Source organism: Mesorhizobium sp. NZP2077 (assembly GCF_013170805.1).
Lineage (GTDB): Bacteria > Pseudomonadota > Alphaproteobacteria > Rhizobiales > Rhizobiaceae > Mesorhizobium.
In genome coordinates this window covers 6,636,751-6,659,119 of the sequence record NZ_CP051293.1, presented here as the reverse complement: position 1 = coordinate 6,659,119, position 22,369 = coordinate 6,636,751, and the positions used below count along the sequence as shown (strand labels likewise).

General features: G+C 62.4%; 13 protein-coding genes. 2 read left to right on the top strand and 11 right to left on the bottom strand.

Annotated elements, in window-relative coordinates:
• Positions 1 to 45: 45 nt before the first annotated feature.
• Positions 46 to 9,420 (bottom strand): DUF5801 repeats-in-toxin domain-containing protein, encoded by a 9,375-nt coding sequence (locus tag HGP13_RS32780; RefSeq protein WP_172233911.1) that lies wholly within the window; start codon positions 9,418 to 9,420, stop codon positions 46 to 48.
• 321 nt (positions 9,421 to 9,741) lie between these two features.
• Between HGP13_RS32780 and HGP13_RS32775 the strand changes: the two genes are divergently transcribed.
• Positions 9,742 to 10,686 carry a transglutaminase-like cysteine peptidase gene (locus HGP13_RS32775; protein ID WP_172233909.1) on the top strand — a complete coding sequence of 315 codons (945 nt, stop codon included), beginning with the start codon at positions 9,742 to 9,744 and terminating at the stop codon, positions 10,684 to 10,686.
• 123 nt (positions 10,687 to 10,809) lie between these two features.
• On the opposite strand, the gene HGP13_RS32770 is transcribed toward HGP13_RS32775, so the two are convergent.
• Genes HGP13_RS32770 through HGP13_RS32755 form a run of 4 tightly spaced genes read right to left on the bottom strand, consistent with a single transcriptional unit; the run spans position 10,810 to position 16,398 of the window.
• Entirely contained in the window at positions 10,810 to 11,451 is a 642-nt protein-coding gene (locus HGP13_RS32770) for a ribbon-helix-helix domain-containing protein (RefSeq protein ID WP_172233907.1), read from the bottom strand.
• Entirely contained in the window at positions 11,441 to 12,730 is a 1,290-nt protein-coding gene (locus HGP13_RS32765; protein ID WP_172233905.1) for an HlyD family type I secretion periplasmic adaptor subunit, read from the bottom strand. The genes HGP13_RS32770 and HGP13_RS32765 overlap by 11 nt, the downstream gene beginning before the upstream one ends.
• Before the next feature lie 46 nt (positions 12,731 to 12,776).
• Complete coding sequence (locus tag HGP13_RS32760) at positions 12,777 to 14,909, bottom strand: type I secretion system permease/ATPase (protein WP_172233903.1); 2,133 nt, start codon at positions 14,907 to 14,909, stop codon at positions 12,777 to 12,779.
• Between the two features lie 40 nt (positions 14,910 to 14,949).
• Positions 14,950 to 16,398, bottom strand: a complete 1,449-nt coding sequence (locus HGP13_RS32755) for a TolC family protein (protein WP_172233901.1) — start codon at positions 16,396 to 16,398, stop codon at positions 14,950 to 14,952.
• Between the two features lie 450 nt (positions 16,399 to 16,848).
• Between HGP13_RS32755 and HGP13_RS32750 the strand changes: the two genes are divergently transcribed.
• Positions 16,849 to 17,385 carry a hypothetical protein gene (locus tag HGP13_RS32750; RefSeq protein ID WP_172233899.1) on the top strand — a complete coding sequence of 179 codons (537 nt, stop codon included), beginning with the start codon at positions 16,849 to 16,851 and terminating at the stop codon, positions 17,383 to 17,385.
• A gap of 58 nt (positions 17,386 to 17,443) precedes the next feature.
• Here the strand turns inward: HGP13_RS32750 and HGP13_RS32745 are convergent, their stop codons facing one another.
• Genes HGP13_RS32745 through HGP13_RS32720 form a run of 6 tightly spaced genes read right to left on the bottom strand, consistent with a single transcriptional unit; the run spans position 17,444 to position 22,362 of the window.
• On the bottom strand, positions 17,444 to 18,019 hold the full coding sequence (locus HGP13_RS32745) for a hypothetical protein (RefSeq protein ID WP_172233897.1): 576 nt from the start codon (positions 18,017 to 18,019) through the stop codon (positions 17,444 to 17,446).
• Entirely contained in the window at positions 18,016 to 18,588 is a 573-nt protein-coding gene (locus HGP13_RS32740) for a L,D-transpeptidase (protein WP_172233895.1), read from the bottom strand. Before HGP13_RS32740 ends, HGP13_RS32745 begins: the two co-directional genes overlap by 4 nt.
• Positions 18,572 to 19,735 (bottom strand): AAA family ATPase, encoded by a 1,164-nt coding sequence (locus tag HGP13_RS32735; protein ID WP_172233893.1) that lies wholly within the window; start codon positions 19,733 to 19,735, stop codon positions 18,572 to 18,574. Before HGP13_RS32735 ends, HGP13_RS32740 begins: the two co-directional genes overlap by 17 nt.
• Positions 19,732 to 20,367 carry a TadE/TadG family type IV pilus assembly protein gene (locus HGP13_RS32730; protein ID WP_172233891.1) on the bottom strand — a complete coding sequence of 212 codons (636 nt, stop codon included), beginning with the start codon at positions 20,365 to 20,367 and terminating at the stop codon, positions 19,732 to 19,734. Before HGP13_RS32730 ends, HGP13_RS32735 begins: the two co-directional genes overlap by 4 nt.
• Complete coding sequence (locus HGP13_RS32725) at positions 20,361 to 20,858, bottom strand: TadE/TadG family type IV pilus assembly protein (RefSeq protein ID WP_172233889.1); 498 nt, start codon at positions 20,856 to 20,858, stop codon at positions 20,361 to 20,363. The genes HGP13_RS32730 and HGP13_RS32725 overlap by 7 nt, the downstream gene beginning before the upstream one ends.
• 4 nt (positions 20,859 to 20,862) lie before the next feature.
• On the bottom strand, positions 20,863 to 22,362 hold the full coding sequence (locus HGP13_RS32720; RefSeq protein WP_172233869.1) for a TadE/TadG family type IV pilus assembly protein: 1,500 nt from the start codon (positions 22,360 to 22,362) through the stop codon (positions 20,863 to 20,865).
• Positions 22,363 to 22,369 lie beyond the last annotated feature (7 nt).

Below are 22,369 nucleotides of genomic sequence, written 5' to 3'. Positions count from 1 at the left end.
GTTGCTGACCACCAGTTTGCACCCCCGGTGCATCGATCAAAATCGTCAAGCCACAGTTTCGGTATGAGTCGGCAGGTTGTGATCGTAAAGAATGGTAATCGCAGAACCGCTACCAACTCCCGTCAGCGATGCCACTTCGACCATGCTGCCGCCAGCGGCAGTGCCGTTATTGTCAACCATCACGTGAGCGGCGCCGCTTGAGAAAGTGACGTCGATCGAAGCACCTGCCTGAGCATCAGTGGTCGGTGCGTTGCCGCCAAGGGAGCGGAGCAGATCCGAAAGGTCGATAACGTCGTGGCCCGGTGTATAATCCGCGATGATATCGACCATGGCGACCGCTGCAAGTTTGGACGGGTCGATCACGAAGGTATCGTTGCCGCCGGCGCCGGTCATGGTGTTTAGCCCTGCGCCGCCATAGAGAATGTCACTTCCTGCTCCGCCGATCAACGTATCGTTGCCGCCACCGCCCCACAGTGCACTCCCGGTATTGTTGGCGGTCAACGTATCCGCGAAGTTCGAGCCGATGGCGTTCTCGAAGTTGCTGATGTGGTCGCCCAGTGCGCCTGCTCCGCCCACAAGCTGGGTTAGCAGGTTGATCGTGACCGAGTTTAACGCGTTGCTGTAGTCGACTGTATCGCCCGGGCCGGTGCCACCGTTGAGGGTGTCGGCTCCGGAACTCGCGGCAATGACTTCTGCTGTCGCATCGGTGCCTGTCCCCAGATAGCCGGACCCGGGTTGGGTTCCGACCAGGGACACGGACAAGTTGTCCGAACTGGTGAATTTGTCGCCGTCAGCGTCGGTAATGGTCGGGGTGAAGTTCAGCGCTGTGCTACTGACCACGGCATGCGCATTGAAGGTTACTCCAGTCAGGTCGAGCTTGGAGTCGTCCCCTGCGGCGAGTGCGGCATTCTGCACGGTGACTTCGGTGAAGCTACCGAACGAGCCGGTCGTGGTGCCGCCTACGCCCCAGTGAGCAGCATCGACAAGCAGCGGCGTACCGTCAGCCTGAGTAATGGTTTCGGTGCCGATGACAGCATGAGCGGCATCATACAACGTGACAATGAGGCGCTCCGTTGTGCCGTTGCCGCCCTTGCCGATACCGATGCCCACCGCGGTCTGGGTGGTGCCGAAGGTGAAGGCGATTACTTCACCGGTATCGAGGTTGCCGTTGTTGATGCCGAAGCCTTGGGCGTTGGCGTGCGTTGAGTTCGTGGATGGGCTGATGCCGCTATCGATCAGCAGATCAAATCCGCTAGTTGGGATCGCCCCGGTTTGGAAACTCCCGGTCGTCCCGTTGATGATGAAATAATCACCGACGCCGGATTTGAACTGGGTGAGATCGAAGGTCTCGATCGATTGCAGGCTGTTAGACACCAGATGGAAGTCGTAGGTGCCGCTGGCATTCATCGAGAGTGTGAAAAACTCGTTCGCGCCGCTGGCATTTTGAGCGTCGGTCGGATTGGCATAGGCGAACATCTCCGCCACCTGAGCCGACGGGTCGTAATGCACATACTCGTAGAAGGTATAAGGGGTAGTGCCGCCGGCGACGGTGACGGAATAAATCTCCTCACCCGTCTGCGTGTGGGTCGCCGTGTCGGTCACGGTATAGGTCAGGCCGGCCGGCGCTGTTCCCATCGCGATGCCGATTGCCGAGGTAAAGCTTGGCCCATCCGCTCCGAAGGTCGGCTGCCAGGTGCCGTGTACGTCAGTATTGTTGACGTTCGGCATAATCGCGTCCTGGATGCCCGTCACCACCGGGCCGTCATCGTGGATGGTGATCTGCGCGCCCAGGTCGATGCTCGCCTTGGCCGTGTCGCCGTCATTGTCGGTCACCGTCGCGGTCACCGACACCAGGCCGGCACCCAGCGGGGTCCCCTCGCTGGTGTCACCCAGGGTCGCCGTCGCCTCATGCACACCGCGCAGCTCGGTCATCGTCACCACGCCGGCGGCGTCAACCGTCAGCGTGAAGACGGTGTGGCCAAGGCCATCCTTGCCGTCGACTTCGCCCGCCCCGTTCTGCACCAGCGTCACCGGCGTGCCGGTGAGCGAGTCGACCAGGGTGGTCGTGGAATTGTTGATGGTCAGCGAATAGGCGGTCGAGCCGGACTGGCCGTCCGCACCCGGCGTCACCGCGAAGTTCGCCGCAAAGTTGCCCGACGAGACGTTCGAACCCACCGCGCCAGTGCCAGAGCCGATCACCGGAATGAAGCTCTCGTCGACACTCAGCGTCGGCGCCGAGCCGGTCGCCGTCACCACCGGGCCGTCATCGTGGATGGTGATCTGCGCGCCCAGGTCGATGCTCGCCTTGGCCGTGTCGCCGTCATTGTCGGTCACCGTCGCGGTCACCGACACCAGGCCGGCACCCAGCGGGGTCCCCTCGCTGGTGTCACCCAGGGTCGCCGTCGCCTCATGCACACCGCGCAGCTCGGTCATCGTCACCACGCCGGCGGCGTCAACCGTCAGCGTGAAGACGGTGTGGCCAAGGCCATCCTTGCCGTCGACTTCGCCCGCCCCGTTCTGCACCAGCGTCACCGGCGTGCCGGTGAGCGAGTCGACCAGGGTGGTCGTGGAATTGTTGATGGTCAGCGAATAGGCGGTCGAGCCGGACTGGCCGTCCGCACCCGGCGTCACCGCGAAGTTCACCGCAAAGTTGCCCGACGAGACGTTCGAACCCACCGCGCCAGTGCCAGAGCCGATCACCGGAATGAAGCTCTCGTCGACACTCAGCGTCGGCGCCGAGCCGGTCGCCGTCACCACCGGGCCGTCATCGTGGATGGTGATCTGCGCGCCCAGGTCGATGCTCGCCTTGGCCGTGTCGCCGTCATTGTCGGTCACCGTCGCGGTCACCGACACCAGGCCGGCACCCAGCGGGGTCCCCTCGCTGGTGTCACCCAGGGTCGCCGTCGCCTCATGCACACCGCGCAGCTCGGTCATCGTCACCACGCCGGCGGCGTCAACCGTCAGCGTGAAGACGGTGTGGCCAAGGCCATCCTTGCCGTCGACTTCGCCCGCCCCGTTCTGCACCAGCGTCACCGGCGTGCCGGTGAGCGAGTCGACCAGGGTGGTCGTGGAATTGTTGATGGTCAGCGAATAGGCGGTCGAGCCGGACTGGCCGTCCGCACCCGGCGTCACCGCGAAGTTCACCGCAAAGTTGCCCGACGAGACGTTCGAACCCACCGCGCCAGTGCCAGAGCCGATCACCGGAATGAAGCTCTCGTCGACACTCAGCGTCGGCGCCGAGCCGGTCGCCGTCACCACCGGGCCGTCATCGTGGATGGTGATCTGCGCGCCCAGGTCGATGCTCGCCTTGGCCGTGTCGCCGTCATTGTCGGTCACCGTCGCGGTCACCGACACCAGGCCGGCACCCAGCGGGGTCCCCTCGCTGGTGTCACCCAGGGTCGCCGTCGCCTCATGCACACCGCGCAGCTCGGTCATCGTCACCACGCCGGCGGCGTCAACCGTCAGCGTGAAGACGGTGTGGCCAAGGCCATCCTTGCCGTCGACTTCGCCCGCCCCGTTCTGCACCAGCGTCACCGGCGTGCCGGTGAGCGAGTCGACCAGGGTGGTCGTGGAATTGTTGATGGTCAGCGAATAGGCGGTCGAGCCGGACTGGCCGTCCGCACCCGGCGTCACCGCGAAGTTCACCGCAAAGTTGCCCGACGAGACGTTCGAACCCACCGCGCCAGTGCCAGAGCCGATCACCGGAATGAAGCTCTCGTCGACACTCAGCGTCGGCGCCGAGCCGGTCGCCGTCACCACCGGGCCGTCATCGTGGATGGTGATCTGCGCGCCCAGGTCGATGCTCGCCTTGGCCGTGTCGCCGTCATTGTCGGTCACCGTCGCGGTCACCGACACCAGGCCGGCACCCAGCGGGGTCCCCTCGCTGGTGTCACCCAGGGTCGCCGTCGCCTCATGCACACCGCGCAGCTCGGTCATCGTCACCACGCCGGCGGCGTCAACCGTCAGCGTGAAGACGGTGTGGCCAAGGCCATCCTTGCCGTCGACTTCGCCCGCCCCGTTCTGCACCAGCGTCACCGGCGTGCCGGTGAGCGAGTCGACCAGGGTGGTCGTGGAATTGTTGATGGTCAGCGAATAGGCGGTCGAGCCGGACTGGCCGTCCGCACCCGGCGTCACCGCGAAGTTCACCGCAAAGTTGCCCGACGAGACGTTCGAACCCACCGCGCCAGTGCCAGAGCCGATCACCGGAATGAAGCTCTCGTCGACACTCAGCGTCGGCGCCGAGCCGGTCGCCGTCACCACCGGGCCGTCATCGTGGATGGTGATCTGCGCGCCCAGGTCGATGCTCGCCTTGGCCGTGTCGCCGTCATTGTCGGTCACCGTCGCGGTCACCGACACCAGGCCGGCACCCAGCGGGGTCCCCTCGCTGGTGTCACCCAGGGTCGCCGTCGCCTCATGCACACCGCGCAGCTCGGTCATCGTCACCACGCCGGCGGCGTCAACCGTCAGCGTGAAGACGGTGTGGCCAAGGCCATCCTTGCCGTCGACTTCGCCCGCCCCGTTCTGCACCAGCGTCACCGGCGTGCCGGTGAGCGAGTCGACCAGGGTGGTCGTGGAATTGTTGATGGTCAGCGAATAGGCGGTCGAGCCGGACTGGCCGTCCGCACCCGGCGTCACCGCGAAGTTCACCGCAAAGTTGCCCGACGAGACGTTCGAACCCACCGCGCCAGTGCCAGAGCCGATCACCGGAATGAAGCTCTCGTCGACACTCAGCGTCGGCGCCGAGCCGGTCGCCGTCACCACCGGGCCGTCATCGTGGATGGTGATCTGCGCGCCCAGGTCGATGCTCGCCTTGGCCGTGTCGCCGTCATTGTCGGTCACCGTCGCGGTCACCGACACCAGGCCGGCACCCAGCGGGGTCCCCTCGCTGGTGTCACCCAGGGTCGCCGTCGCCTCATGCACACCGCGCAGCTCGGTCATCGTCACCACGCCGGCGGCGTCAACCGTCAGCGTGAAGACGGTGTGGCCAAGGCCATCCTTGCCGTCGACTTCGCCCGCCCCGTTCTGCACCAGCGTCACCGGCGTGCCGGTGAGCGAGTCGACCAGGGTGGTCGTGGAATTGTTGATGGTCAGCGAATAGGCGGTCGAGCCGGACTGGCCGTCCGCACCCGGCGTCACCGCGAAGTTCACCGCAAAGTTGCCCGACGAGACGTTCGAACCCACCGCGCCAGTGCCAGAGCCGATCACCGGAATGAAGCTCTCGTCGACACTCAGCGTCGGCGCCGAGCCGGTCGCCGTCACCACCGGGCCGTCATCGTGGATGGTGATCTGCGCGCCCAGGTCGATGCTCGCCTTGGCCGTGTCGCCGTCATTGTCGGTCACCGTCGCGGTCACCGACACCAGGCCGGCACCCAGCGGGGTCCCCTCGCTGGTGTCACCCAGGGTCGCCGTCGCCTCATGCACACCGCGCAGCTCGGTCATCGTCACCACGCCGGCGGCGTCAACCGTCAGCGTGAAGACGGTGTGGCCAAGGCCATCCTTGCCGTCGACTTCGCCCGCCCCGTTCTGCACCAGCGTCACCGGCGTGCCGGTGAGCGAGTCGACCAGGGTGGTCGTGGAATTGTTGATGGTCAGCGAATAGGCGGTCGAGCCGGACTGGCCGTCCGCACCCGGCGTCACCGCGAAGTTCACCGCAAAGTTGCCCGACGAGACGTTCGAACCCACCGCGCCAGTGCCAGAGCCGATCACCGGAATGAAGCTCTCGTCGACACTCAGCGTCGGCGCCGAGCCGGTCGCCGTCACCACCGGGCCGTCATCGTGGATGGTGATCTGCGCGCCCAGGTCGATGCTCGCCTTGGCCGTGTCGCCGTCATTGTCGGTCACCGTCGCGGTCACCGACACCAGGCCGGCACCCAGCGGGGTCCCCTCGCTGGTGTCACCCAGGGTCGCCGTCGCCTCATGCACACCGCGCAGCTCGGTCATCGTCACCACGCCGGCGGCGTCAACCGTCAGCGTGAAGACGGTGTGGCCAAGGCCATCCTTGCCGTCGACTTCGCCCGCCCCGTTCTGCACCAGCGTCACCGGCGTGCCGGTGAGCGAGTCGACCAGGGTGGTCGTGGAATTGTTGATGGTCAGCGAATAGGCGGTCGAGCCGGACTGGCCGTCCGCACCCGGCGTCACCGCGAAGTTCACCGCAAAGTTGCCCGACGAGACGTTCGAACCCACCGCGCCAGTGCCAGAGCCGATCACCGGAATGAAGCTCTCGTCGACACTCAGCGTCGGCGCCGAGCCGGTCGCCGTCACCACCGGGCCGTCATCGTGGATGGTGATCTGCGCGCCCAGGTCGATGCTCGCCTTGGCCGTGTCGCCGTCATTGTCGGTCACCGTCGCGGTCACCGACACCAGGCCGGCACCCAGCGGGGTCCCCTCGCTGGTGTCACCCAGGGTCGCCGTCGCCTCATGCACACCGCGCAGCTCGGTCATCGTCACCACGCCGGCGGCGTCAACCGTCAGCGTGAAGACGGTGTGGCCAAGGCCATCCTTGCCGTCGACTTCGCCCGCCCCGTTCTGCACCAGCGTCACCGGCGTGCCGGTGAGCGAGTCGACCAGGGTGGTCGTGGAATTGTTGATGGTCAGCGAATAGGCGGTCGAGCCGGACTGGCCGTCCGCACCCGGCGTCACCGCGAAGTTCACCGCAAAGTTGCCCGACGAGACGTTCGAACCCACCGCGCCAGTGCCAGAGCCGATCACCGGAATGAAGCTCTCGTCGACACTCAGCGTCGGCGCCGAGCCGGTCGCCGTCACCACCGGGCCGTCATCGTGGATGGTGATCTGCGCGCCCAGGTCGATGCTCGCCTTGGCCGTGTCGCCGTCATTGTCGGTCACCGTCGCGGTCACCGACACCAGGCCGGCACCCAGCGGGGTCCCCTCGCTGGTGTCACCCAGGGTCGCCGTCGCCTCATGCACACCGCGCAGCTCGGTCATCGTCACCACGCCGGCGGCGTCAACCGTCAGCGTGAAGACGGTGTGGCCAAGGCCATCCTTGCCGTCGACTTCGCCCGCCCCGTTCTGCACCAGCGTCACCGGCGTGCCGGTGAGCGAGTCGACCAGGGTGGTCGTGGAATTGTTGATGGTCAGCGAATAGGCGGTCGAGCCGGACTGGCCGTCCGCACCCGGCGTCACCGCGAAGTTCACCGCAAAGTTGCCCGACGAGACGTTCGAACCCACCGCGCCAGTGCCAGAGCCGATCACCGGAATGAAGCTCTCGTCGACACTCAGCGTCGGCGCCGAGCCGGTCGCCGTCACCACCGGGCCGTCATCGTGGATGGTGATCTGCGCGCCCAGGTCGATGCTCGCCTTGGCCGTGTCGCCGTCATTGTCGGTCACCGTCGCGGTCACCGACACCAGGCCGGCACCCAGCGGGGTCCCCTCGCTGGTGTCACCCAGGGTCGCCGTCGCCTCATGCACACCGCGCAGCTCGGTCATCGTCACCACGCCGGCGGCGTCAACCGTCAGCGTGAAGACGGTGTGGCCAAGGCCATCCTTGCCGTCGACTTCGCCCGCCCCGTTCTGCACCAGCGTCACCGGCGTGCCGGTGAGCGAGTCGACCAGGGTGGTCGTGGAATTGTTGATGGTCAGCGAATAGGCGGTCGAGCCGGACTGGCCGTCCGCACCCGGCGTCACCGCGAAGTTCGCCGCAAAGTTGCCCGACGAGACGTTCGAACCCACCGCGCCAGTGCCAGAGCCGATCACCGGAATGAAGCTCTCGTCGACACTCAGCGTCGGCGCCGAGCCGGTCGCCGTCACCACCGGGCCGTCATCGTGGATGGTGATCTGCGCGCCCAGGTCGATGCTCGCCTTGGCCGTGTCGCCGTCATTGTCGGTCACCGTCGCGGTCACCGACACCAGGCCGGCACCCAGCGGGATCCCCTCGCTGGTGTCCGGGGTCTCGCCCGAGCCTTCATGCACCGCGCGGAAGTCGCTCAGCGTCACCACGCCGGTCGTCGTGTTCGCTGCCAGCGTGAACACTAGGTCGCCGCCAAGCGCCGTGCGGCCCTCGACCACGCCGGAGGCATTCAACGACAGCAGCACGTGCTGGCCGCTCGCCGAGTCGATCAGCCCGGAGTCCACATTGGGCGCGCTGACCGCCAGTGAATAGGCGACCGTCGCCCCGTCCGCGCCCTGTACCGCAGTGAAGGCGCCGTGGAAGTCGCCCGTCACCACAGTCAGCGCCGCATCCGGCGTCGTGCCGTTTGACAGGTTGCTCTCGTCCACCGACAGCGCCGGCTGCTCGAACTGCTGGTTCACCGTGATCGTCGGGCCATCGTCATGGAACGTGGCGCTGCCGCCGATGTCAACCGAGGCACTGGCCGTGTGGCCGCCGGGATCCGTTGCCGTCGCCGTCAACGTCACGAGGCCTGACACCAGGTTGATGCCTTCCGAGACGTCGCCGGGCTCGCCCGAGCCCTGATGAACCGCGCGGTCCTGGGTCAGCGTCACGTCGCCGGTGGCGGTGTTGACGCTCAGCGTGAATACTAGGAAGGACGGATCGCCGTTGTGGCCGGCCACATACCCAGAGACCGTGTTGCCGCTCTGTGTCAACACCACCGCTGTGTCGGTCGCGCTGTCAATCAGGTTCGACGTTTCGCCCTGCGAGGTTACGCTCAGTCCATAACTGATGGTGGGTGTGCCGCTGCCGGGCGCCACCGTGAATATGTCGGCAAAACTGAGCGTATCGGTGGTCGAACCAGCGGGGCCAGTCTGCGAGCCGTCCGGCAAGTAGCTTTCGTCCACATTCAACGTCGGCGGAGCACCTGTCAACGAGATCGTTGAATCCTTTACAAGCCCCGCAAATAGTTCGCGATGATCCGGCTGGCCGAACGCCAGATCCGTCGGCGGCAACAGTGCCGAAAGGCCGAATCCGTCGCCGATACCGCCGGGAGGAACCGAGAAGTCTCCGCCCGCACTCGACGTCGAGCCGCCTGGGCCTGCCGATATGGAACCGTCGGCGCCGAAAGCAACGTCGACATGGCTAGCCTCGAGCGCGGCAATCAGGGCAACGCGCGGCACCTCGACGTCGCCGATGATAAAGGTCGGCACGTTCAAGGCGCCGTCCTTGATGACTATCACCGAACCGTCGGCCTGTTCGAGCACGAGGTTGTGGCCGTCGACCTTGATGTTATCGATCGAGACATTGGCGGGAAGCTTCACCACATGGTTGGCGTCGGCCACATATTCGTGCTGCGTCGCTGCCGCCGGCGCTTTCGCCTCTGCGGGGGCTTCCGGCTTGACGGGCGCGCCGCTGCCGACATCGACGGGAACCGGTTCTGCTGCCGCCGGGGCGGCCTTTTGTGCCGGGGCTGCCTCGGCAACCTGGATCTGCGCCTGCGACGGCAGGCCGGCGTGTTCAGAGTGCTCGTCCCAAGAATGAGAGACGGTGTCCAAATCGTTACTGTTTGTCATGGCCAAACCCCTTCGGCATTTCCCGGAAAGAGACAGTGGCAACCTCTACTTTGCAACTATCATGCAATCCATTTCATATATTCTGGTATGCTGGCTTCGGCATTTTTTACGCGTGGTAAATTCAAACCATATAACCGGATATACGTGGGCAGACATGCGATCCATCTGAGGGGGGTGGCTCTGGCTGCTTGGTAAACAGAAGTATAAATTCGTATAAAATTTTAATTAAAACGGGAGGGATAAAGTACAGGGAATTTATCTACCTTTCTTTCCAGTAATTTGAGGCAGAATTGGTAGCGTCCACAGTCAAAGGTGGGCGTTATGACAAAAGAAAAATCAGTCCAGGGGACAATCGGACTCAAAGCGCTGCTGCTGATGGTCGGCATCATGAGCCCGCCGCAGCCGTCCTCCGCGAGCAATTTCCCGGCGCGTGTCGATCCTGTAGATGCGCTGCTGGCGAACGTCGAAACGCCTTCCACCCTCGGTGGCATTTCGCTCGTGCGGCCGCAGCCCTGGAAGCCCGTCCCGGCCTACAGAATCGGCATGGTTTTCACCAGCTATGGTCCCGCCGCCGTAGATCAGGAAAACGAGTCTTCGGCCGCGCAGGGCAATACCGGGATCGATCCCATCCAGACGGCGGCGATCGTTCCCGGCGTGTTCGGATCGGTCGCGCTGTCCATGCATAATTTTCCGGTTTCGGCACGTTGGGCGCCGGTCTACAGGGCGATCGTCGACTGTTCCACCGGCAGTGCGTGCGACGGCAAGAACAGCCTCTTTGTCGCGATCGTCAATGCTGCCAGGGACAAGCGGTTTATCGACAAGCTGTCCTTCATCAACTCAAGCATAAACCACGCGATCGCCTATAAGAAGGACAGCGTGGTTTACGGCAAGCTCGACTACTGGGCCAAGCCCACTGAAATTCTCGAGCATCGGGCGGGTGACTGCGAGGATTTCGCCATTCTCAAGATGGCGGCGCTGCTGCGTGCCGGCATTCCGGCGCAAAGCATGTCGCTCGTCGTCCTGCAGGACCGCAAGCGCGGTTTCTTTCATGCCGTGCTGTCGGTCAGCACCGGCAGCGGTGTGTTCATCCTGGACAGCCTGAGCAACGTGGTCTCGCGCGACAGTGATCTCCCCGACTACGTACCATTGTACTCGTTCAGCACCGACCGCGCGTGGATCCACGGCACCAGGCCCGGCGCGGCGCAAGTTGCCGACATCAAAGGCGGTCTTGCCACCGTCGCGCCCGGCGAGGGCTTGCAGCCGTAGCGCTCCCAAGACAAGCGAGGGAGCCGGTTCGGGAGGACCCAGCCGTTCCGAAGCGCGTCGCGTCGAAACGGATCCATGCCGGGCGCTTCAGGTCTTGGTTTTATGCTTTTTGGGCGACATGCGTTAGCCGCCGAAAACGAAGGCCATCAGCAGCTCCGGCTCGATCACCGGCGCTCGCACCGCGTTCAATTGCCCCCGGTAGCGGCGGTCGCCTGCGCCGATGACGAAACCGGTGGCGACCGGCGTTTCGCCATTGGCGTCGAGCCGCGCGAATATGTCAGCGACATTAAGGTCCAGAGCAAGCTTCAGGTCGTGGCGCGCGTCTTCGTTCGGCGCCACCGGCAATTGCCGCCTGACCAGTTGCTGGAACGGCGCGTTGAAGGTCAGGATCTTCTTCGACGATGAAAGCGCGAAAGCCGGTGACGGACAGGCGACCAGAATGGCGTTGATCGTCTTGATCGACGCAAGCCTTCGCAAGGTCTGGTTCTCGTCGGCCAATCCGCGCATGCAGGCCACCCGGATTGCCGACGTCAGGTTTCCTGTGTTGGCATGGCTCTCGGCGATCTCTTCGATCAGCATGCCGATCGTGCATTTGCGGTTCTCGGCCATCTGCTTCAGCGAGGTCCAGAATGCCCGCTCCAAACGAATGCCGCGTCGCGTGCCGCCACGTGCCACAACCCTGAATTCCAGCCCGAAATCCTCTGTCGCCATGGGCGGCAGCAGCCGGTCGCGATCGGCATGAGGAGAGACGGCGCTATCGCTCACTCATCGCCTCCTCACGTGCTTTGTTGATCGGCTTGAGCAGATAGGTGAGGATGGTCTTGCGCCCGGTCTTGATATCGACCGAACAGATCATGCCGGGGATGATCGAATAGGTCTTGCCATCCCGCGTCAGCGTCGACCTGTCGGTCGCGACGCGCACCTGATAATAGGGCTCACCCGTCTTCTGGTCGACCAGGCTGTCGGCGGTGATGTTGGAGACCTTGCCCTCGATGCCGCCGAAGATCGAGAAATCATAGGCGGTTATCTTGATCAGCGCGTCCTGGTTCGGCCGAATGAAGGCAACATCTCGTGGTGAAACCCGCGCTTCGACCAGCAGCGTCTCGGAAGTCGGAACGATGCCGGCCACGACCGCGCCGGGCTGCACGAAGGCGCCGACCGTGTTGATATCAAGCGTGTTGACGATCCCGTCGACAGGCGAGCGGATATCCGTTCGCGCCACCTTGTCGGTGGCGCCGCGTATGGTCTCGTCGACGACCGAAAGATCGGCCAGCGCCTGCGTCAGATCGCCGAGCGCCTCCTGTTGCAACTGCAGGCCGAGTTCGTCGACCTGAAGCCGGGCCTCGGTGATGGCCGACTTGGCTTTCTTGATGGTTTCTCCAGCGAGCGTCAGCTGACCGTTGAGCTCCGTCTGCTCGCGCTCGACGCGGAGCTGCTCGGTTCGCGCCATCAGGCCCTTCTTGACCATCGATTCAACCAGAGTTGCCTCCTGGTCACTGACGGCCAGATTCTTCGTCAGGCGATCGGCATTGGCGGTCGCTTCGTCCAGTTCCTTCTCACGCTGATCGAGGCGCGACTTGAGAACCGACAGCTTGACCTGGAAGTTGTCGCGGCGTGCGCCGAGCAACTTCTGCTCGTTGTCGCAGATCTCCGGCGCCACCTTCTGGATTTCGGATGGGCACGGAAATGAGCCTTCGAGATTGCCGGCCTGTTCAAATTTGAGCCGCGCGATGCGCGTCTGCAGAGCCCGCGCCTTGGCCTGCTGCTCGCCAAGACTGGAGGTGTTGAACGTATTGTCAAGGCGGATGATGAGGTCGTTCTTCTTGACGACCTGCCCGATCGTCACGGCAATTTCCTGAACGACGCCCGGCTCGCTGGCCTGGATGATCTGGGTCTTCGAGGCGGGTATGATCTTGCCGTCGCCGCGTGCTATTTCATCCACCTCGGCATAGGAAGCCCAGGCGACAGATGACACAAAGAGTGCACCTATTATGAACAAGGACGCCGACGCGAAGAGCGGCGGCCGGTCTTCCCTTGCAAGCATGTCCTACGGCCCCAACGCATTGAATACGTTCAATAAGTTCTGTTTTTCAGGCATTTGTTTTCTGCAGCGCCTGTATCACTTGATCCTTTGGTCCATCGGCAACGATCCTGCCTTGCTCGATGACGATAAGACGGTCGGCCAACTCAAGCATGCTGAAGCGGTGCGTCGAAACGATTAGCGTCGTGTTCCGGTCGAAAGCCACTTTGAGCTGCTTGATCAGCTGGCGCTCTGAAGCCAGATCCATCGACCCCGACGGCTCGTCCAGGAAGACGATTTTCGGTTTGGTCAGCAGCAGCCGGGCAATCGCCATGGTCTGCCGCTGGCCGCCCGAGAGATTGGTGCCGCGCTCGCCGACATTCATGTCGTAGCCACGCGGATGGCGAGAGACGAAATCGTCGACGCCGGCAGCCTTGGCCGCTTCGACGATCTGCTCATCGGTCGCCTCCGGACATGCCATCAGGAGGTTTTCCTTGATGGTGCCCGAAAACAGGTCGTTGGCTTGCGCAACGATCCCGACCGCGGCGCGAACCTCCGATGGGTGGTATTGGCGGATGTCGATCCCGTCCAGCAGCAACTCGCCTGATGTCGGCAGGAAGAGCCTGCCGATCAGCCGACCCATCGTTGTCTTTCCCGAGCCTATGCGGCCGATGATGCCGATCCGCTCACCTGGCTTCACCGAGAAATTCAGGCCGGTCAGGACCTCGTTCTCGGAGCCCGGATAGACGAAGCCGACATTCCGGAACGCCATGGCGCCGTTGCGAATGGGCCGGTTGACGAAACCCACCGTATCCGGGCGATCCTCCGGTTGCGCCATGATCGAGTTCACCATGCGCAAGGAAAGCATGGCCTGGCGAAGTCTGGACAAGGTGATGGCGATCTGGCCGAGCGGGGCCACCGCCCGGCTGGCCAGCATCACGGTGCCGATGATGGCTCCGGTGGAGACGTGTCCTTCCGAGAAGGCGTAGGCGCCGGCCACGATCAGGGCAACGGTGACCAACTGCTGGATGGCCTGCGTTATATTGCTGGCGGCCGCCGAGAGCTGCTTGATTTTCTCGGACGTGTTGGACGCGTTCTTGGAATGCTCTCCCCATTTTCGCAACAGATACGCCTCGGCCCGCAGCGACTTGATCGTCTCCAGTGTGGAGATGGATTCGACCAGCAGGGACTGTCGTTGAGAGGCTTCGTTCATCGAAGCGGCGACGCGCTTCCCGATGCGCCGCTGCGTGATCAGTCCGACGATCACGGAGGCGACGAAGGCTAATGCCGGTATGATGACCAGCCAGCCGCCTATCGCATAGATGACCAGGAGAAAAATGAACACGAAGGCCGTGTCGATGAACACGCTGATGGTGTTCGACGTGAAGAATTCGCGCACGAATTCATATTGCGTCACCCGATTTGCGTATTCGCCCGTCGAGCCGGGCCGTGCCGACAGGGATGAGTTCAGCACTTTCTCAAACAGCAAATATGAAATGCGCAGGTCGGCCTTGCGCCCGGCATAGTCGATGAGGGACGCCCTGGCGGTCTTCAAAAGCAGGTCGAACAGGATGACCGCGCCGATGCCGATCGACAGCACCCAGAGCGTCGATATTGCCTTGTTCGGCAAGATCCTGTCGTAGACGTTCATGGTGAAGATCGGCGAGGCGATGGCCAGCATGTTGATGAATATTGCCGACAGGATAACCTTCGAATAGGTACGCCAGAACGGGGCCATCGTTCCCGTCAGCCAATGTCGCCGCTCGATCTTCGGCGCCGAACCGATATTCATCCCTTCGGCGGCGTTGGCATAGGTTATCGAGAAAGAAACGCCGCCGCTGATGTAGCTGGTGGCCAGCTCGGATCTCGTTATGGTTACGCGGCCGTCTTCCTGGGGAGCGGTGGTGAATGCGCCGTCCTCGGTTTCGGCCAGCAGGGCAACCGGCAACTGGCTGACGCGAAACACGATAGCGGGGAGGTCGATGCGTCCCCGAAGAAACTCGCGATGGCTGAACTCGGTGATTTCAAGGCCGATGCGCTCGGCAATATGCCGGATGGCGTCGATGTCGATACGCGTGTCCGACAGCGGCACACCGGCGAACAGCACCGTTTGCGCGCTCGGCCTGCCGAGATAGCCGGCAACGGCAGAGAAGCAGGCCTTGAACGCCTCCTTCGGGGAGAGGATGTTGGGTTGCTGGTTCACGATCCGCCCATAGGGACTTTCGATCGATCCTTGCCTCCGCCTACTTTTTCCTGACCGGTGCCAGGATATCGAACGGCAGGTCGTTCTTCTGTTCCGACGGCGTCCGCGCGTAGGTTTCCGTGTCGGCCGTCTCCGGTGCCGCGAACTCGGTCCGTGCGTAGGCCGCGGCCTGCTTTGGCGGGCGGATGTCCATCGTTTTCAGCAACTGTCCGGTGGCTGCCAGAAGCCGATACTGGGCAAAGAGAGAGGCGTAGGATGCCGTGTCCGCCAGCGTTGCCGTGTTGAACCGCGTATTCTGTGCATCCAGCACATCGAGCAGCGAGCGTTGCCCGACCTTGAACTGCTCACGGTAGGACGCAACCAGTTTCTCGTTGGAAGCGGCTTGCAGCTTCAGGGTCTTTGCCAGGTCGGCTTGCCGGAAGCGGCGATCCCATGACGTGCGAACGGCTTCTTCGATTTCCCGCAGCACCTGGTGCTGGGCAAGTCGCTGCTCGCTGGTGCGGCGGATCTGCTCCTGCTCATTGGCCTTGTCGATGCCGCCCCGGTACAGGTTCCACCGCAGCACCAGTCGTGCTTGCAGGTCGGACGTGTCTCCATTGTCGCCGTCGATATCGTACCCCGCCCGAGCGACGCCTTCGGCGACGATCGAGGGGCCGTATTTCGCGCGGGCCGCGTCCACCAGCGAGGCCGCCGCGGCAATATCGCTGTTGGCCATATGGACGCGCGGATTGCTCTCCCGCGCAAGCCCAATCGCATCGTCCAGAGACCTCGGCAGCGCGCCGGAAACATCGGCCGGCCTCGATGCATTGGTGAGCGGCTTCCCGACGGTCTTGAAGAACCGTATCCTTGAAGCCTCCAGCTCCTCCGAGGCTTCCTGCATGCGGGCCTTGGCCGCGAACAGACGCTCTTCGGCCTGTTGCCGGTCGGCCTCGTTCAACCCGCCGCCGGCAATGCCTTCCTGGATGTCGTGGAGAATCCCCTGATGGAAGCCGAGGTTCTTCTTGGCCTCGGTCACGATCGAAGCCTGAAGCATGTATTCGAGGTAGTCCTGGACGACCGAGAGGCCGATGAATTCGGACCTTTCCAGCACACGAAACGACGCGCCGTCGACGCGTGAGGCCTGACGGTCCAATTCGGCTCGCCTTGCGCCGCTGTCAAAGAGCGTCTGCGAAACCGTCAGATCGGTTTCTGCCGGATAGAGCGCGTCGTGCTCTATGCCGAGTGCGCGTCGCGACGAGTTGTCGAGGCGGCGAGCCCCAGCTGACGCTTCCAGGTCGACACTGGGGAGATAGAGCCCCTTGGCCTGCCGCAACTCGAACTCGATTGCTTCGCGATTTTCTATGGCCTGGCCGATCTCGGGATTGGATTCGACAGCAACCGCCATCGCTTCCTTGAGTGTAAGCGCATTCGCATTTGCACAGGTCAGCATCGTAGCTGCCATCAAGAGACCAAGGCGCATGCCTATAGTCGAGATGCTTGTCGTATTCATTTACCCCGCCCCAACGTTTCCCCACGCCCTTTTCGAGCGCTGAACCAAGCCTGAGCCCGTCTCAGGCGACTATCCAACACTTTCAAGAAATATGTGAGTGAATATTAATTTAGGTGCATCTAAATTAGATATTTTGGCCATAAGGTTGGGGAATGTAGCAAAAATGGCACAAAATTGGGTCGACCAGCTTCGTCCAAACGCCGCCTGATGTGGAAAAGTCCAAACGCACAAATGGCTCAAGGCCGGCAGGATCGTGTCACGCCCGCCGGGGCCGCGCGCGGTTGAAAATCTGATGACGTTCCGGCCAAGATCATGCCGCGGCTGCATCAAGGATCGATGCTGAATCTCGGGTTGCCGGATCAACTCCCAAGCAGGGCCGTAGTGGCGCCTTTGTGTTAAGGCTTGCGCAAGTTCTTCGCTCTATCATTGATTGCTAATGTGGAGGGCGATATGAAACGCAAGCCGATTCTGCTCTTTGTATTCCCTGCTTTTGTCCTGGCTCTTCTGACCGGAGCGCGGATCGCGACATTCTTGCTGGGTGCTTATCCGGCAAGTCCCACCATGTGGTGGATTTGGCTTGAGTTGCGCCCCTTGTCGATAACGTTCTGGCAACAGGTCGACCTCTATGCGGGCGGTTCGATGGTTTTGGATGCCGTCATCCTGCTTGCCGCTGCGATTGTCTGCTGGAACGCATGCCGTGTCAGAAGGTCAGCCGCCTTCTTCCTGACCAACCACGTCGCTCTGCTCTTCGCCGGTTTGATGATCGCTTCCAGCAGCCATTCGGAAACGGCGAGCACGATTGCCGCCCTCCCAGCACCCAGCGGTTTGTCGTTCTCGCTGATGGTCGATTTCACATGGGAGAACAGTTTGGTGCTGATCCTGGGCTTTGCCGCCTGCGCTTACTGTCATGTCGCGTTCCTTCGCGAAGCCCGGCTGCATGGTGAAACCTTGGCAGTGCGCCTTATCGCTTTGCGGCGCGACTTCTAGTCCAGCTGGCGGGGAATTCGAGAGGGCGCCAATCTCGCCCGCATTCATCCCGCCTCTTTCAATTGATCTTGCGATAGTAAACCTTGCCGTCCGGCGTTTGCGTTCGCTGGTAGCCCGGATTAGGGGCAGGGGGCGCGGCGGCAACCCTCCTCTTTGGGGGCCGGGGTGTATCGATAATTGGGGGTTCGGCCGCGACTTCGGTATCAGGAGACGCTTCCGCCACGGTACTCGTCGTGACGACGGGTTCCGGTGCGCTCGAGACGCCGGCGTCGCCGGCCAATGGAAGGTTGTGTTCCAACCGGGCTATGTTGCCGTTGACTTCGTTGAAACTGCCTTGCAGCTGGCTGTCCAGTTTTTCGAACCGGCTCTGAAAACCGTTGTTGACCGTGTCGAGCCGGGCAACGATCCGCTGCTCGAACGCACCGAGTTCCTCGAGACGTCCCTCCACGGTGCGCAGGTCGCTGATGCCGCGATAGAGATAGATGGCGGCGGTCGCGTTCAGCACGGCAAACAGCGTCAATCCGACGCCGACCACGACGGCCAGCCTCGACCGGCTCGCATCCCTGTCGAGCAGTTGCGGTTCAAGTTGCTCGGCGGTGATGGTCGGTACGTCCGGATCGCTGATCGTCGTCATTGAACCACCACCTTGGTGCCGATAGGCACGCGCTTGAAAAGATCGATCACATCCGTGTTTGTCAGGCGAAAGCAGCCCGATGTGCCATCAAAACCCACGCCCTTGGGATCGTTGGTGCCATGGATGCGATAGAGCGTGTCGCGTCCGTCCCGGAGCAGATACAGCGCCCGTGCGCCAAGTGGGTTGTACGGACCCGAGGGCACCAGCTCCGGCAGTTCCGGCTGGCGGGCGCGCATTTCCCGGGGTGGGCGCCACTGCGGCCATTCAGTCTTGGCTCCGACCTTCACGACCCCGGTCCAGCCAAATCCGTCACGTCCGACGCTGATCTGGTAGCGCAGCGCCTGGCCCTGGCGGGTCACCAGGTAAAGCGCCTTCTCGTTCTTGCGGATGATGATCGTGCCCGGCTGCTCTGTGGTTGCGAAGGCTACGGCCTTGCGCAGGCTGGGGCCCATGGCCGGCAGCGGCGGCCGGTCCGAAAGCGACCGCGCCCCGGCGAAGTCCTGAACCGAGATCGCCAGTGCCAGGCTGAGCACGGCCAGCCCGATCCGATGTCTACCGGGCAGCGTCATCAAGCCGCTCTTTGAACATCTTCTTCAAATCCTTGTTGAAGCGCGCCCGGCCATCCACTTCGGCGGGCAGGATCGCCCGGTTCAAGGCATCGGTCAGAAGGGCGTTGTCCAGCGCCACCGATTTGATGTGCGGCGCCTTGAAGATCTTCTCGAGCTCACTGCGCGAAAAATGGTTCCCGAACCATTTGCGCTTGTGCTTGTTGGCGACGAGCGTGATGCTGACCGCATTGCCGCGCAGCTCGCGGATCTTCTTGTAGAGCCGCTTGCCTTGCCGCAGCGACGCGACGTTGAGCTCGAACACGATGAAGATCTCGTCGCTGGTCGAGAGCACCGAATTGTGCCAGGGCGTTTCGATATTGGGCAGGTCGATGACGATGTCGTCGAACCGGTAGGCGACGAGGTCCAGAAGCCGGAAGACGAAATCGCTGCCTTGCGGCTCGAACGGCAGTTGCGGCCGCTCGAACGCATAGAGGGTGAGACCGGACGGGCGCGATAGCTTGATGACATCCATAAGTTCGACATCGAGCCGCTCCGGCTGGCCGATAATGCCCGTCAGGTCGAACTGGTTGAACTGGTTGATATAGGCGCCGCAATTGGCGCTCTGGAAATCGAGGTCGACCAGGCAGGTCGAAGCCGCGCGTTCGGCTGATTTCGAGGCGAGATGCTCGGCCGCCGACAGCGCCAGCGTCGTGGCGCCGGCGCCGCCGCTGGCGCTGATGAAGGTGATGATCCGGCTTTTCGTGCCCTGGTTGCCGGTATCGTGGAAGGTCACCGCGTTGAGCAGCTCCTTGCCGTCGAGTGGCTTATGCAGCCAGTCCGAAGCGTTCATGCGCACCAGAACGCGCGTCTGTTCCGACGTCAGCTCATCGGAAACCGCGATCAGCGGCACGGTCGCCCACAGCGCGCGCGCCTCGACGATGCCGGGCCTGCCAAGCAGTTCGCCATTGCCGAGATCGAGGATGACGATGCCCGGGCGCGTGTCCGCGGGCGGTCCTTTGAGAAACTCATCCGTCTCTGAAATGCGAACATCATAGATCGCCAGCGCATCGAGCCGTGTCGCCACATCGCGCTTGAAATTCGGATCCGACGAGAACAGCGCCACCTGCTTTCGCTTGGTCGGCGTAACCTTGGTGTTGATGGCGTTCATGGATAGATGCTCTTCATGTCTTCGCCCGTGACCGTGCTCAGCATGGAGGGCATGGTGATGCTTCCGAGACCAAGAAATCCGGCCAGGAAGAAGAACTGGAAAGGATGATTGACAATGCTGACGGTGATCGTTGGTACCGGCCCATTGGGGCGCGTCCAGTAGCCGAGGCCCGAAGCCTGATACTGAATCTGGATCTCGGATTTCAGAAGGGTTGGCAGGAATGTCAGCATTCCCGGCCGGTTGCTGCTACCGCTGAAGATGAAGTCGAAAGCGGCTTGGTTCACAGTGAGGTTCTGGCATGTGGCGCCTGTTCCACAGGTGCAAGATACAACTCCGGCGGCACTGGCTGTACAGATATAGCTGTAAGTGTTGATGGGAACTGCCTTTCCCACATCCAGTGAGTCGCTGGGTGTTTTTGCCTCAAGTAGAAGTCCGCTGGCGATCGGAGCGGAAATCTGCGCCAGCCTGGCGCCAGCCTGCACCGCTTTGTTACCAGCATTCCACTGGTAGAAGGCGTAGCCAAAGTCGACGAAGCCAAGCAGCAGAGTCAGCAGTAGGGGCATTGCAATGGCCGCCTCCACCATTGTCGCGCCGGATTGGTTTCTCCAGAATGTGCCGTGCGACATCACCATCCGAACACACGCTCCTGATGGGACACATTGAGCGTAAGGTTAGCAAAGCCGAGATAAGACCAGAGACCCAGGGTAGGATACGAATATGCGGTGCTGACCTGCACGACGACGACGGTGCCGGTGCTGCTGAGATAGAGTTGGGCACCGGTCGTGGGATCGATTGCCTGGAGCGATTGTGCCGGGTTGATGGTGACTTGATCCGGGGTCCACCCGGTAACCCTCTGGGTACCGCCCTGAACGGCCCCGTTGGCTGCGAGGTTTTGTGCGTACCCTTTACAAGTATTCCAGTCACTGCTGCAGCGCGCCATATAACGAGAGGCATCCTCGACGCCGGCTTCGAGAAGCAGACGCGTGTTGAAGATGTTCGAGAATTCGAAGACACCCGCCGCCAGCAGCAACACGAATGGCGTGACGATCGCTATCTCGACCAAGGCAGCGCCTTGTTCGTCATGCTGGAACCCTTGGAAGAACTGTCTCAGTTTGATGAACATGGCGCTACCGGTACAGTTGCGCTTCGTTGCGCTGCAACTTCTTCAGCGTGTTCTGACCGGCGACAGTACTGATATCCTCGATCTCGCCATAGATATCGGCGGTGGACGCCCCACCCGCCGGCTCTGTCAGAAACACACTCGCGAAAGCCTGCACGGGCAAGGTCTGTCCGCCGCCATGAACATTGTTGGCCGTACAGTCGACGATCGCTACATAAAGTAGCCGCCTGTCAGCGGTCTGCGTCGTAGCATTGCAGGCTGGCGCGGTCTGTTCGAAAGTGCTCTTAAGATCCGCTTGGTGCTGAATTTCGTACTTGTAGACACAATATCGGCTGGGGCTTGCGCCGCACGCGGCTTTCACACCGGTGCCATCGTCCTTGGGCCAGTTCGTGTCCCAATAGCCTGGACTTGTTTTGGTGCCCATGAAATTCCAGGTGCCGTCGCCGAGAGATCCAGCGTTTGAACATGTGGTGGCGAAACAATTGTCGCGGGGCAGCGCCATAAAATTCTTGGCCTGACCGGTACTGGGGGCGACATAACTGCAATTGTTCTTGCCTGCGTTTTGAACGTCCATGCCTTTTCTGACATTCGGTGCCGGCGGGTTGATGGACGGGTCGGTCTTGTAGGGGCCGCCATTTGAGAAGATGTCGAAGCGTGTGTTGATACCGTCGTTGACTGGAGGAATGTTGCCCGGTCGGGTCGTCACCCCACTCTGGTCGTAGCAGGCGGGCGGATTGGTGACAGCGAACATTTCGGTAATCGCAGCCGTATTCTTGTCGCCCTCGGGTGATGACAGGAACCCGTAATTGCCGGGACCGTATTGGGCGCTGCTGCCGCCTGTTTGCTCTTTCAGCCAGATCATCGGCTTCTTTGTTCCTGTTACGGCCGTCTGCAGATCGCTCAGGGACGTTGCGCTATTGGTGAAAGGATTGCAGATGAACATCGGCGTGAACTGGCACAACGCGTTGGTGAATCCCGCCACTGCTTGCGGCCGAACGTCCATCCTGTCCGTGCTGCCGACGACGCTGGCTGGGAAAATAGTGGCGAAGGCGCCGGCGCCGTCCGTAGCGCCCGATGCGTTCACGGTCACCTCGGCAAACTTGACAGCCTTCGGATCGGTACTGGCCCAGTTCTTGGCATTTGAGTCTACACCCGCGGCAGTCAACGTGATCTCATCGCTCGCCGGTATCCCGGTCAGATAGGTCACGGTTACGTCAGCCAGGGCGATTTGGTGATCACCCGTTGTCGAAAACAGCGTCTTGTTGGCCACAAGGTTGGTGACGGCCCGGTTGGCCCGGGTGATCGCATCCGAATTGCCGTCGAGTTCCGCAGCGGCGGCAAGCGCCATCGCGTCTATGCCCTTCTGCAGATCGTTGTGCAGGCTGTTGACCCGGCTCATGTCTATGGCCAGCAGCGAGAAGCCGATAAGTACGGGTATCATGATGGCCACCAAGATCATCGCTACGCCGCGTTGATCTTTCCAGAAGGCTCGAATGGTCCCCAACATGACCTTA